The organism is Sphingomonas sp. PL-96, from assembly GCF_020707215.1.
Taxonomy (GTDB): domain Bacteria; phylum Pseudomonadota; class Alphaproteobacteria; order Sphingomonadales; family Sphingomonadaceae; genus Sphingomonas.
In genome coordinates this window covers 59,960-71,967 of the sequence record NZ_JAJFET010000002.1, presented here as the reverse complement: position 1 = coordinate 71,967, position 12,008 = coordinate 59,960, and the positions used below count along the sequence as shown (strand labels likewise).

12 protein-coding genes are annotated in these 12,008 nt (G+C 69.1%); 5 read left to right on the top strand and 7 right to left on the bottom strand.

Going from position 1 to position 12,008, the window contains the following annotated elements:
• Positions 1-27 precede the first annotated feature (27 nt).
• Positions 28-957: an NAD(P)/FAD-dependent oxidoreductase gene (locus LK533_RS05765; RefSeq protein WP_229361831.1), complete on the top strand. Its 930-nt coding sequence runs from the start codon at positions 28-30 to the stop codon at positions 955-957.
• A gap of 7 nt (positions 958-964) precedes the next feature.
• On the opposite strand, the gene LK533_RS05760 is transcribed toward LK533_RS05765, so the two are convergent.
• The 6 genes from LK533_RS05760 to ffh all read right to left on the bottom strand — a co-directional run bounded on the left by LK533_RS05760 (position 965) and on the right by ffh (position 6,585).
• Positions 965-2,182: a sulfotransferase family protein gene (locus LK533_RS05760; RefSeq protein ID WP_229361830.1), complete on the bottom strand. Its 1,218-nt coding sequence runs from the start codon at positions 2,180-2,182 to the stop codon at positions 965-967.
• A 125-nt stretch (positions 2,183-2,307) separates the two neighbouring features.
• Positions 2,308-3,798: a phospholipid carrier-dependent glycosyltransferase gene (locus LK533_RS05755; protein WP_229361829.1), complete on the bottom strand. Its 1,491-nt coding sequence runs from the start codon at positions 3,796-3,798 to the stop codon at positions 2,308-2,310.
• A gap of 88 nt (positions 3,799-3,886) precedes the next feature.
• Entirely contained in the window at positions 3,887-4,348 is a 462-nt protein-coding gene (rimM, locus tag LK533_RS05750; protein WP_229362161.1) for a ribosome maturation factor RimM, read from the bottom strand.
• Positions 4,349-4,379: 31 nt separating this feature from the next.
• A complete protein-coding gene (locus LK533_RS05745) occupies positions 4,380-4,529 on the bottom strand; it encodes a hypothetical protein (protein ID WP_229361828.1) in 150 nt (49 codons plus the stop codon).
• 74 nt (positions 4,530-4,603) lie between these two features.
• Positions 4,604-4,987 (bottom strand): 30S ribosomal protein S16, encoded by a 384-nt coding sequence (gene rpsP / locus LK533_RS05740; protein ID WP_229361827.1) that lies wholly within the window; start codon positions 4,985-4,987, stop codon positions 4,604-4,606.
• Between the two features lie 77 nt (positions 4,988-5,064).
• On the bottom strand, positions 5,065-6,585 hold the full coding sequence (ffh, locus tag LK533_RS05735; RefSeq protein ID WP_229361826.1) for a signal recognition particle protein: 1,521 nt from the start codon (positions 6,583-6,585) through the stop codon (positions 5,065-5,067).
• Between the two features lie 218 nt (positions 6,586-6,803).
• Here ffh and LK533_RS05730 point away from each other — a divergent pair, with 218 nt between their 5' ends.
• Positions 6,804-8,459 carry a putative bifunctional diguanylate cyclase/phosphodiesterase gene (locus LK533_RS05730; protein ID WP_229361825.1) on the top strand — a complete coding sequence of 552 codons (1,656 nt, stop codon included), beginning with the start codon at positions 6,804-6,806 and terminating at the stop codon, positions 8,457-8,459.
• On the opposite strand, the gene LK533_RS05725 is transcribed toward LK533_RS05730, so the two are convergent.
• Positions 8,434-9,012, bottom strand: coding sequence for a DUF924 family protein (locus LK533_RS05725; protein WP_229361824.1), 579 nt, complete (start codon positions 9,010-9,012; stop codon positions 8,434-8,436). The genes LK533_RS05730 and LK533_RS05725 overlap by 26 nt on opposite strands.
• Here LK533_RS05725 and mtaB point away from each other — a divergent pair.
• The 3 genes from mtaB to LK533_RS05710 are packed head-to-tail and all read left to right on the top strand — an operon-like array spanning position 9,011 to position 11,825.
• Positions 9,011-10,258, top strand: a complete 1,248-nt coding sequence (mtaB, locus tag LK533_RS05720; RefSeq protein ID WP_229361823.1) for a tRNA (N(6)-L-threonylcarbamoyladenosine(37)-C(2))-methylthiotransferase MtaB — start codon at positions 9,011-9,013, stop codon at positions 10,256-10,258. The two genes, LK533_RS05725 and mtaB, sit on opposite strands and share 2 nt — an antisense overlap.
• A complete protein-coding gene (gene ftsY / locus LK533_RS05715) occupies positions 10,255-11,190 on the top strand; it encodes a signal recognition particle-docking protein FtsY (RefSeq protein WP_229361822.1) in 936 nt (311 codons plus the stop codon). The genes mtaB and ftsY overlap by 4 nt, the downstream gene beginning before the upstream one ends.
• On the top strand, positions 11,187-11,825 hold the full coding sequence (locus LK533_RS05710) for a septation protein A (RefSeq protein ID WP_229361821.1): 639 nt from the start codon (positions 11,187-11,189) through the stop codon (positions 11,823-11,825). Before ftsY ends, LK533_RS05710 begins: the two co-directional genes overlap by 4 nt.
• Positions 11,826-12,008 lie beyond the last annotated feature (183 nt).

The window sequence follows — 12,008 nt, the reverse complement described above, 5'->3', positions numbered from 1 at the left end:
CGCCGCCCATTGACCGGTGGAGACAGGATGACAAGTTCCCAGACGCAGCCCGACGACTGCATCATTATCGGTGCGGGTCCGGCCGGGCTGACCGCCGCCATTTACCTGGCGCGCTTCCACCTCTCGATCCGGCTGTTCGACTGCGGCTCCAGCCGCGCGGCGATGATTCCGTGCACCCACAACCACGCTGGCTATCCAGAGGGGATCAAGGGCACCGAACTGCTCCGCCTGATGCACGACCAGGCCAAACGCTACGGCGCGCACCGGGAACTGGCGGAAGTCACGGGCCTCTCGCGCGACGAGGACGGCTTTGCAGTGCGCATCGGCGATCGTGTGGCCCGCGCGCGCACCGTGCTGCTGGCGACGGGCGTGGTGAACCATCGACCCAAAAGCCTGCCAAACGACGTTCACGACGCCGCGCTTGTCCGTGGGCTGCTGCGCTACTGCCCGATCTGCGACGGCTATGAAGTCACCGACAAGCGCGTGGGCGTGATCGGTACTGGCGACCATGGCATGCGCGAGGCGCTGTTCCTGCGTGGCTATACCCGCGACGTGACGCTGATTGCCCCCGAAGCCGAGCATGGCCTGGACGATGCGTGCGCGGCCAAGCTCGACGCTGCCGGTATTGCCCGAGTCGACGGCCCATGCGGCGGCTTCGCGATCGAGGGCGACCAGCTGGCGCTCGACACCGCCGGTGGGCGCATGGCGTTCGACAGCGTCTATCCCGCGCTCGGCTCGCGCATCCGCTCGCACCTGGCGGTGGAGGCCGGTGCACGCGCAAGCGACGACGGCTGCCTGGAAGTGGACGACCACCAGCGCACGTCGGTGCCCGGCCTGTTCGCCGCGGGCGACGTGGTGAAGGGTCTGGACCAGATCAGCCACGCGATGGGCGAGGCCGGCGTCGCCGCCACCACCATCCGCAACACGCTGAGCGAACAGACGCCGCTGTGGCGCTGAGGCGGCGCTAAGCGACCGCTCGTACCCGCCGCGGCGGCACAGGCGCGGTCGCGGCGTTCATGGCCCGTTGGACCTGCCCCTCGCTCAGCCCGAAGTCGGCAAGCGTGTAGCGATGTCCCGCCAGCCGCTTGTGGCGCGGCTGGGCCAGGTAGCGCGCCATGCGCCCGCGCACCGCCTCCGTCAGCGGCAGGCCGAGCATCGCATAGACGCGGCGCATTTCGCCTTCCCAGTCCTGGTTCATCGCGTGGAAGCCGACATCCACCTGCGGCACATCCGCCCGTGCCCGCGCCTCGGTCATCCGCTGCTGGCGTAGCGCCACCTTGCGCAGCCACTCCGCCCCGATCCAGCGGCGGTCGACCGCGTCGGACTGTACCGTCATCTGCCCATGCGCCAGCGATGCGGAAGAGGCGACCAGTGCCCCCGCCGGCCGGTCGAGGCAGACGAGACGCGCGTCGGGAAAGGCGGCCAGCAGCGAGTCGAGATCCTGGCTGAACTGCGGCAGCTTCAGCACCCAGGGGCGCGCGGACCTGTCCTTGCGCAGCCAGGCCACGGTCTGGAGCAGCCGCCGGAACTCGGCATAGACCGCGCGCGTGTCCATGCGCTCGCCGGCGGCAGCGAAGCTCGGGATGCGCCACTGCGCCTCGAACGCAGCCCCGAAGACGGAGACATTGTGCAGCCCGATTTCCTCGTCGGGCTGGGTGAGGCCGGTCGGATGAACGACGCGGAACTCCGGATTCAGCCACTGCGCGCAGCGCAGGCCGATCCAGGCGCGTACCCGACGGTCGTCCAGCCAGTTGCGGCGCTGTATCGGCACCGGGTTCCAGCTTTCGAAGAAGCGCGTGTGCGCAAACCCGGGATCGCAGGCGAGCAGCCGCTGCATCCGGGTGCTCCCCGACCGCATCTGGCCCAGCACGATGATCGGCTGCGCGATCGGCTGCTCGAGGATTTCGGGATGCCGGCGCCACAGCGCGTGAACCCGCGCTCGATCGGCAAGCGCCGACACCAGCTGGCCATAGGCAATGACCGTGCCCAGCGGCGACAGCGCCGCCTGCGCATGCAGCGCCTCCGTGAGCCGCTCCAACCGATCGCGCCACCCCGGTCCGCTGCCCAGATCCTGCAGCCCCGTCCGCGCGCGCGCCGTCGCCACCAGATGGTCCGGCTCCAGCACCGGTCGCGACAGCCAGCCGCGGCGCCATGCCTGTTCCAGCAGGCCGTTGATGCGCACGTGACGGCCGCGGGAAGGGCAAGCGGTGGGGACGAGTTCCAAGGGTGACCTCCGGCAGCGCGACGGAGGGACCTCGTCGGCACCAGTTCAACCCTTCAGCGCGCAGCTTGTGCCACGGCCTGTGGTCAGCGGCGCGCGGCGGTTTGGACCGGACGCAGATACAGCGAAAGAATTCCCGAGGGCGAGCGCATCCGGCGATAGGCGTGGCGCTCCGCCCATTGTCGCAGCGGCGCGTCCAGGCCGCCCGGCGCGCCGGGGGTCGAGCGCCCCTCCCCACCCGTCACGATCGCGGGCGGCGGCGCGCGGTTCAAGGCCTGGTCCAGACGCTCGCGGGTGACGACGTGCATCCGCAGTTCCTCGGCCGGGGTCATGAGCCCACGCATCCGGTAGACGAACGGCCCCATTGCAAACCGCGGGTCGATGTCGAGCCTGCCGCCGGCGAAGCGCTCCGGCGACAGGCTCACCGCCTTGCCCGGGGCGCCGCTGTCATCGAGATGCTCGCCCAGCCAGTCGCCATCGGTCACCGCCAGCAAGATGGGCGAACCGCGACGCAGCGCCGACACGGAGTCGCTGCCGATCCGCACCAGTCCAAGCACCAGCGTCACCGCAAACACCAGCTGCAGCCCGCGCCTGGGCGCAATCGGCCCGTGAATGGCGCCGAACCGCACGAACAGCGGCGGCAGGATGGGGATGACATATTGGCGGAACGTCGGCTGCGGCAGCATCGCCGCGACGCACCCGGCGATGATCAGCCAGTCGAGCGCCAGCCCATGCCGGTCGCGTCCATGGCGAAAGCGCCGCCACAGGACCAGAGCGAGCACCACCAGCGCCGGCCCCTGCACCAGGAACCAGGCGAGCCTGCCCAGCGTCGTCGGAAAGGCGAGCATGTGCGCCTGCTCGTTGAGCATTCGCCATTGCTGTGGCGCCACCAGCGAATATTCGAACACGCCGAACAGGAAGCTCTCGGGCGCCATCGCCAGCAGCAGCAGCGTCGGCAGCACGCCGAGCGCCCCGCCCAGCGCATAGGCGATGGCGCCCCCGAAGCGATCCGTGCGCCCCTCATACAGCATCACCCCGAACAGGATGCCGGCCGGCACGATGTAGCTGATCTTGACCGACACCGCCGCGCCAAAGGCCAGGCCCGCCAGAAAGCGTCGCCAGTCGGCGCGCAGCGGAAGCTGAGACGCCACCAGCAACCAGATGCCTAGCGCCTCGAAGAACACCGGCAGCGCGTCGTTACGGGCGACGCCGCCGGCAAAGATCATCGCGTCGCACAGGGTCAGCATGGCCGCGGCGGCAAGTGCCCGGCGGGGCGTGCCGCCGGCCGCCTTGGCGGCGAGGTAGACGAACACCACTGCGCCGGCAGCGACGACCGCGTTCGCCAGCCGCAGCGCCAGGAACAGCCAGCCCTCCTCGACATAGGCGAAGGGCGCCAGCAGGAACGGCTGCAACGGCGTCTGGAGGTACATGAAGTCGCGGAACGGCAGGCCGTAGCGCATCAGTTCGACCGCCGCGACATATTGGCTCTCGTCGCGGTTGGTCGGCAGAACGAGTGCCGCCAGCACGAACAGCGTCAGCGCCGCCAGAAGCAGCAGGGGAGCAGGCTTGCGCAGCATCGCCGGCCGCCTAGCCACGGGCCGGCCGCACGACAAGCGACCTTTTATGGCAGTTCTGCGAGCCTCCCGGCGAGAATCGCCGGACGCCTCAGGCTTCGATGAAGGCGCTCGCGACCACCAGCCGCTCGCTGTTCCACTCAGGCACGGCATCGGCACGCATCGGCACCATGAAGCGCTTGCCCGTGGGCCGCTCGATCTCGATCACATCGCCTGCGCCGAAATTCTCGACCGCGACCACGCTGCCGAGCGGTTCGTCGGTGTCGGACACTGCCGCCAGGCCGATCAGGTCGGCATGATAATATTCGCCCTCCTCCAGCGGAGGCAGGCTGTCGCGCGACACCCACAGCTGGGTACCGCGCAACGCCTCGGCCGCGTCGCGCGAGGACACCTCGGCGAAGCGGACGATGGCGCCATTGTTGCCCGGCCGCACCGACTTCACGGTCAGCGCGCCGCCGTTCAGCACGCGGTGCGCGCCCAGGTCCTCCGCGAAGACCTTGAGCCGCACCTCGCCCGCGATGCCATGCGCGCCCACCACCGCGGCGAGCACCACACGGCGCTCGCCGTCGGCGTCCGGCTCCGCCTCAGGCGTCGGGAGATCCGTCGCCGCCGCCGGGGGCGTCGTCGGCACCCTCCGCGGGATCGGGCGTCGAGACGCCGGTGCCCGCACCGGTGTTCGGGGACGACGAGTCGTCATGGTCGTTGGCGCCGTGCTGTTCGGGGTCGATGGTCATCGTGCCGCTCCTTCTGCCAGCCCGCCCGATAAGAGCGGGTCCGGCAGAAGAAACGCACGAACGCCGGTTTGGGCTCAGGCCTCGGCGGTCTCGGCCGGAGCTTCGGCAGCGGCAGCTGCCTCAGCCGCCTTGGTCGCACGCTCTTCGGCGCGCTCGGTGGCCTTTTCGCCCGGCTTGCCCTTGTTCGGGTTGTTACGCGCAGCGCGCTCCTTGACGCCCGCTGCGTCCAGGAAGCGGAGGACGCGGTCGGTCGGCTGCGCGCCAACGCTCAGCCAGTGCTTCGCACGCTCGGTGTCGAGCACGACGCGCTTTTCGTCGTCCTTGGCGAGGAGCGGGTTGTAGGTGCCGACCTTCTCGATGAACTTGCCGTCGCGCGGGCTGCGGGCGTCCGCGATCACGATCCGGTAGTAGGGGCGCTTCTTGGAGCCGCCGCGCGACAGACGCATGCTGATTGCCATGGGATTTCCTTCTTCTTTCTACTCGTGGCCGCGGCAGCTGCCGGACCGTTGGGTTGCTGATTGCCCCGTCGGGGCGCTCACTTCTTCTTGATCAGGTTCTCGAAGCCGGGGGGCAGCTGCATGCCGCCCTTGCCGCCCCCGGGAAGGCCGGGCAGGCCGCCCCCCGGAAACGCACCGGCGCCGCCCGCCTTGCTCATCATGTCGCCAAGCTCGGCGCCGCCGAGGGCATTGCCGAGGCCGGCCATGCCGCCCCCCGGACCGCCCTTGCCCAGCATCGCCATCATGCCCTTCAGCCCGCCCATCTTCTTGAGCTTCTTCATGGCAGTCGACATTTCCTGATGCATCTTCAGGAGCTTGTTGACGTCCTGCACCGTGGTGCCGGAACCCTTGGCGACGCGGATCTTGCGCTTGGCGTTGAGCAGTTCGGGCTTGGCGCGCTCCTTCACCGTCATGGACGTGATCATCGCGTCCATGCGCAGCAGGATCTTTTCGTCGACCGCACCGGAAGCCATCGCCGCCTGCGCCTTCTTCATGCCCGGGATCATGCCGGCCAGCGCACCCAGTCCGCCCATGCGGCGCATCTGCTGGAGCTGCGCGCGCAGGTCGTTCATGTCGAACTGGCCCTTGGCCATCCGGCTGGCGATGCGCTCGGCATCCTCCGCCTGGATGCTCTCGGCCGCGCGTTCGACGAGCGAGACGACGTCGCCCATGCCCAGGATGCGGCCGGCGACGCGCTTGGGGTGGAATGGCTCGATCGCGTCGAGCTTTTCGCCGACGCCCGCAAACTTGATCGGCTTGCCGGTGACCGCGCGCATCGACAGCGCCGCACCACCGCGCGCATCGCCGTCCATGCGGGTCAGGATCACGCCGGTGAGCGGCACCTGCTCGGAAAAGCTGGTCGCCACATTGACCGCGTCCTGGCCGGTCAGCGAGTCGACCACCAGCAGCGTCTCGTTCGGACGGGCGATGTCGGACACCGCCTTCATCTCGTCCATCAGTGCCTGGTCGACGTGGAGGCGACCGGCCGTATCGAGCATCACTACGTCGAAGCCCTGGAGCTTCGCCGACTGGAGTGCGCGCCGGGCGATGTCGACCGGCTGCTGCCCCGCCACGATCGGCAGCGTCGCCACCTCGACCTGGGTACCCAACACCGCCAGCTGCTCCTGCGCGGCCGGACGATTGACGTCCAGCGACGCCATCAGCACCTTCTTGCGCTCGCGACCCGAGAGCAGCTTGGCGAGCTTCGCCGTCGTTGTGGTCTTGCCCGATCCCTGGAGACCGACCAGCATCACCACCGCCGGCGGCGTGACCGCGATGTCGAGCTCGGCCGTGTCCGGCCCAAGCATGTCGACCAGCGTGTCGTGGACGATCTTGACGACCTGCTGCCCCGGCGTGACCGAGCGCAGCACGTCCTGGCCGATCGCGGCGTCGGTAGCCTTGTCGACAAAGGAGCGCGCCACCGGAAGCGCGACATCGGCCTCCAGCAGCGCCACGCGCACTTCGCGCATGGCGGTACGCACGTCGGCTTCGGTCAGCGCACCACGGCCCCGCAGGCGATCGAAGACGCCTCCCAGCCGGTCGCTCAAGCTATCGAACACGTACCTGCTCCACTTCCCACATCCTCCGTCCGGCGCCCAAGCAAAACACGCCGGCGGACGAAACCTCGTCGGCCGGCGTCGCCCGTGGGCGTTCGCATGGATGCCGTCCCATTGAGGAACGACGGAGGCCCGATAGCCGATTGCGCCGAACTGGGCAAGAGTTGCGAGCAAATGGGGCCGCTTAACCCGATCTACATACCTGCCAGCGACAAGGAGTCATGTCTTCCCGCCCCCCTTTCACCAGGATCCTTGGCACGCGCCGGCCCACCCGGCTACGCCTGCCGTCGGAGGCGGTGTTGCTGGGTGTCGGGATCGCCTCAACCCTGCTCCTGGTGGGCGTGGGCAGCCTGGTAGCAGCAGAGACGCTGGAGGGCTGGTTCGGCTCAGGCCCGGCCCCTGACGGGCTGCACGTGGCCGCCCTGCTGCTCAACCTCGCGTTGCTGCTGCTCGCCTGGAGCCGCCACAAGGCGCAACGGGACGCCACCCGCGCCGATGCTGCCGCAGAGCGGCACGCTCGCGCGCTCGCCGCGCCCGATCCGCTCCAGATCCTGCTCGATCGCACGACATTCGCGTCGGAAGGCGCGGCCCTGGTCGCGCATGCGGAGCGCAGCCGTGGCGCCGTCGCGCTGCTGCTGCTCGACCTGGACCATTTCAAAGCGGTCAACGACATGCACGGCAAGGCCGCAGGCGATGCGATGCTGCGCGAGGTCGCGGCGGCGATGCTGGAGACCATGCCGCCCGGCACCCAGGTTGCGCGCACCGGCGGCGACGCGTTCGCCTGCATGCTGCCGGTCGATCCGCGCCGGCCGGACCAGGTCGACCGGCTCGCCGAACGACTGCTCGCGCGCCTGTCGCGGCCGATGGACCTGGGCGGCGTGCCGGGCCAGGTCACCGCATCGATGGGCGTGGCCCGGTCGGGTCCCGATTGCCGGACCGTCAAGGCGCTGATGCGTGCCGCCGACATCGCGCTGGGTAGCGCCAAGCGCGCAGGCCGCGATCGCGCCGTCACGTTCGACCGGTCCATGGAGCGCGAGCTGCACAGCCGCAACGATGTTGAGGAAGCCTTGCGGATCGCGATCCCGCGGGGGCAGATCCTGCCCTTCTTCGACCAGCAGATCGACCTGTCGACGGGTGATCTCGATGGGTTCGAGGTACTGCCGCGCTGGCAGCATCCGGTGCGCGGCGTGCTGGACGCAGAGTCGTTCCTGCCGATTGCGGAAGACACCGGCCTGATCGCCGAGCTATCGCTTTGCCTGATGCGCCACGGATTCGAAGCCGCGCGCGATTGGGACCCGTCGCTGTCGCTGTCGTTCAACCTGTCCCGGCGCCAGCTGCGCGATGCCTGGCTGGCGCAGAAGATCCTCAAGCTGCTGACGGAGACCGGCTTTCCCGCCCACCGCCTGCAAGTGGAAATCACCGAGGGCGCGCTGTTCGACAATCTGCCGCTGGCGCAGTCGATCATCGGCAGCCTCAAGAACCAGGGCGTGTGCATCGCGCTGGATGGTTTCGGTACCGGCTTTTCCAGCCTGGCGCACCTGCGCGCGCTGCCCCTCGACCGCATCAAGATCGACGCGCGGCTCGTTGGCGCCATGGCCGAGGACGCCGATGCGGCCGCCATCGTCACGGCGATCTGCCGCCTGGGCGAAAGCCTCAACCTGCCCGTGACCGCGCAAGGTGTACCCGACGCGACCACCGAAGGCCGGTTACGCGCGCTTGGCTGCGCAAAGGCGCAAGGCCTGCGCTATGGCCCGCCGCTCTCGACCGCGGCCGTGCGCCAGATGCTGGCCGAGCGTCGCCAGCTCGTTCCCCGGCCCGAGTTCGACATCGGACCGCCGCCTCCGCTCGGGATCACCAGCCCGCGCCTGGTTGGCTGAGGTAGGCCTGCTCTTCCGCGGTCGAGTCGCGGTCGAGTGCGGCATTGCGCGACGGATAGCGCCCGAACCGCTCGATCACCTCGGCATGCGCCTTTGCAAAGGCGAGGTTCGTCTCCAGTCCCGGCTCGGCGAAACAGCGGAGCGCGAACCGCTGCACGCCGCGGTCCTCGGCATGCATCAACGGCATGTACAGGAATGCTCGGCGCTCCGGCGACAATCGAGGGGCAAACCCGGCCGCGATGCCGGACAGCGCAAGCTCCAGTCCCAGCGGATCGGCGACAAACGCCTCGGCCGTGCCGCGCAAGAGGTTGCGCGAAAACTGGTCGATCAACAGGATCGCAGCCAGCAGCCGGTCGGGCGTGTCGCGCCATCCTTCCGCATTCGCCGCGAACACGGCGTCGCGCAGGCTGCCGAAGCGCTCACGGATGGTGGCATCAAGCGCGTCGCTTTTGGCGAAATGCTGCTCGGGCGACAGTTCCTCGAACCAGAAGTGCAGCACGGCATCCGCCACACGTTGGACTTCGTCCGGTCCCGCCCCTAGATCAGCCGCCATGCCACCCCCTTCTTCCGCGTTGCCCGAGGTGATTTCCCTCGGCTGCCGGCTCAACATCGCCGAAAGCGAGACGATCCGCACGCTCCTGGGGCGCCGGGATGCGGTGGTCGTCAACAGCTGCGCGGTCACCAACGAAGCGGTGGCCGGCACCCGCCGCGCCATCCGCCGGGCACGCCGCGAACGGCCGGAGGCGGAGCTGATCGTCACCGGCTGCGCCGCGCAGATCGACCCGCAGGCGTTTGCGGCGATGCCCGAGGTCGATCGCGTCGTCGGCAACGCCGACAAGCTGCTGCCGGAGGCGTGGGCGGGCAGCGAGCCGGTCCGCGTCTCTGACTGGAGCGCCGTGCAGCGCGACACGCCGCACCTCGCCCCCGCCTTTGCCGCGCACGTCCGCGCGTTTGTCGAGGTGCAGAACGGCTGCGATCATCGTTGCACCTTTTGCGCCATTCCCTTCGGCCGTGGCCCTGCCCGCTCGGCGCCCGCCGGCGCCGTGGTCGCGCGCGTGGCGGAGGTGGTCGCCGCAGGCCATCGCGAAGTGGTGCTGACCGGCGTAGATCTCACCAGCTACGGCCAGGACCTGCCCGGCCAGCCGAGCCTGGGCCAGCTGGTCGAGCGCATCCTCACCCATGTGCCAGCATTGGAGCGGCTGCGGCTGTCGTCGCTCGATTCGATCGAGATCGACGACCGGCTGATGGCGCTGCTCACCGGCGAGCCGCGGGTGCTTCCGCACGTCCATCTGTCGCTACAGGCCGGCAACGACCTGATCCTCAAGCGCATGAAGCGCCGGCACCTGCGCGCCGATGCCGTCGCAATGGTCGCGCGGTTGAAGGCGGCGCGGCCGGAAATTGCGATCGGCGCGGACCTGATCGCGGGCTTCCCGACCGAAGACGCGGCAATGTTTGCGGATACCCTGGCGCTGCTCGATGATTGCGACATCGTGCACGCGCATATCTTTCCCTTTTCGCCGCGCGCCGGAACGCCCGCGGCACGCATGCCGCAGGTGAACCCGGCCGTGGCACGCGAGCGTGCGGCGCGGCTGCGGGCACGTGCGGCCGAGCGGCATGCGGCATGGCTGCGCGGCCTCGTCGGCACGCGGCAGCGGGTTTTGGTGGAACGTCCCGGCAACCGCGGCCATGCGGAAGCCTTTGCGGAAACAGGATTGGATCGAACAATGCAGGCAGGCACCATCGCCGACGTGGCGATCACCGGCGTCGAGCAGGGCCGGCTGGTGGGAGTGGCGGCATGAGCACCTCGTGGCACGACCGGCTGCTCGGGGGGTTCCGCAAGACCTCCGACCGGCTGATGGGCAACCTCGCCGGCCTGTCGGCGGCTCGACTCGACGAGGACACGCTCGACGAGATCGAGGAGGCGCTGATCGCCTCGGACCTGGGGCCCGAAACCGCGGCCCGCGTGCGCACCCGCCTGTCCGAAGGTCAGTATGAGCGCAACATGGAGGAGCTCGGCATTCGCCTGGTGGTGGCCGAGGAGGTCGAGCGCTCGCTCGCCAAGGTCGCAAAGCCGCTCGAGATCGAGGCATTCCCGCGCCCGCAGGTGATCCTGGTGATCGGCGTCAACGGATCGGGCAAGACCACCACCATCGCCAAGCTCGCCAAGACGCTGGTCGACCAGGACTATGGCGTGATGCTGGCGGCCGGCGACACGTTCCGCGCAGCCGCCATCGGCCAGCTGCGCACCTGGGCCGAGCGGATCGGCGTGCCGATCGTTTCGGGTGCCGAGGGCGGCGACGCGGCCGGCATCGTCTACGAAGCCGTGAAGCAGGCAACCGCGACCGGCATCGACGTTCTGATCGTCGACACCGCCGGGCGCCTTCAGAACAAGCGTGAGCTGATGGACGAGCTTGCGAAGATCCGCCGCGTGCTCGGCCGCCTCAACCCGGAGGCGCCGCACGACGTCGTGCTGGTGCTCGACGCCACCACCGGCCAGAACGCGCTCAACCAGATCCAGGTGTTCAAGGAGACCGCAGGCGTCACCGGCCTGGTCATGACCAAGCTCGACGGCACCGCCCGCGGCGGCGTGCTGGTCGCGGCGGCCGAGCGCTACGGCCTGCCGATCCATGCGATCGGGGTCGGCGAGACTGCCGACGACTTGCGCGGTTTCGATGCCAATGAAGTGGCCCGCATCATCGCCGGGGTCGATCAGGGAAGGAACCTGCGATGAGCACGACCGCACCGCACCAGGAGGCGAGCCCCGGGCTGCGCATGGCGCTCGACTATGGCCCGCTGGCCGTATTCTTCGCCGCCAACCTGCTCGCGGGCAAGCTGCACCTGCCCAACATGGTCGACAGCCTGGCACGCGTGCTGATCGCGACGGCGGCCTTCATGGTGGCGACCTTCGTCGCCATCCTGGTGTCGCACATCAAGACCGGCCGCATCTCGCCGATGCTGTGGATCACGGGCGGGCTGGTGCTCGTGTTCGGCGGCCTCACCCTCTATTTCCGCGACGACACCTTCATCAAGGTGAAGCCGACCATCGTCTATGCGATGTTCTCGGCCATTCTGGGCTTCGGGCTCGCCACTGGCCGACCGCTGCTCCAGTCGCTGCTGGAGGGCGCTTACCCGGGACTTTCGGCCGAAGGCTGGCGCAAGCTGACGATCAACTGGACCGGCTTCTTCGCCTTCATGGCGGTGCTGAACGAAGCCGTGTGGCGCAACAGCAGCTGGGACTTCTGGGTCGGGTTCAAGCTGTGGGGCGCGGTGCCGCTGACCCTGCTGTTCGCGATGGCCAATGTGCCGATGCTGCTGCGCCACGGGCTCACCACGGAAAAGGAAACGCCGGTTCCGCCGGAGGGTTGAGGGCTGCCCCCATATTTTCCGCCACCCCGTTTGTCCTGAGTAGCCATTGAGCGCAGTCGAATTGGCGTATCGAAGGACCGCCGCAGGTGCTTCGATACGGCGCTTCGACAAGCTCAGCCCCTACTCAGCATGAACGGTTCTACTTGGTGTCATCCCACTCAGCGGGGCGGCAGTTGACCGGAT

What these genes read in the sequence shown, in the direction of transcription:
- LK533_RS05765 (WP_229361831.1), top strand. Translation starts at nt 28, where the DNA reads ATGACAAGTTCCCAGACGCAGCCCGACGACTGCATCATTATCGGTGCG.
- ftsY (WP_229361822.1), top strand. Translation starts at nt 10,255, where the DNA reads ATGAGCACCTCGTGGCACGACCGGCTGCTCGGGGGGTTCCGCAAGACC.
- LK533_RS05755 (WP_229361829.1), bottom strand. Translation starts at nt 3,798, where the DNA reads ATGCTGCGCAAGCCTGCTCCCCTGCTGCTTCTGGCGGCGCTGACGCTG.
- rpsP (WP_229361827.1), bottom strand. Translation starts at nt 4,987, where the DNA reads ATGGCAATCAGCATGCGTCTGTCGCGCGGCGGCTCCAAGAAGCGCCCC.
- mtaB (WP_229361823.1), top strand. Translation starts at nt 9,011, where the DNA reads ATGCCACCCCCTTCTTCCGCGTTGCCCGAGGTGATTTCCCTCGGCTGC.
- LK533_RS05730 (WP_229361825.1), top strand. Translation starts at nt 6,804, where the DNA reads ATGTCTTCCCGCCCCCCTTTCACCAGGATCCTTGGCACGCGCCGGCCC.
- LK533_RS05710 (WP_229361821.1), top strand. Translation starts at nt 11,187, where the DNA reads ATGAGCACGACCGCACCGCACCAGGAGGCGAGCCCCGGGCTGCGCATG.
- LK533_RS05725 (WP_229361824.1), bottom strand. Translation starts at nt 9,012, where the DNA reads ATGGCGGCTGATCTAGGGGCGGGACCGGACGAAGTCCAACGTGTGGCG.
- LK533_RS05745 (WP_229361828.1), bottom strand. Translation starts at nt 4,529, where the DNA reads ATGACCATCGACCCCGAACAGCACGGCGCCAACGACCATGACGACTCG.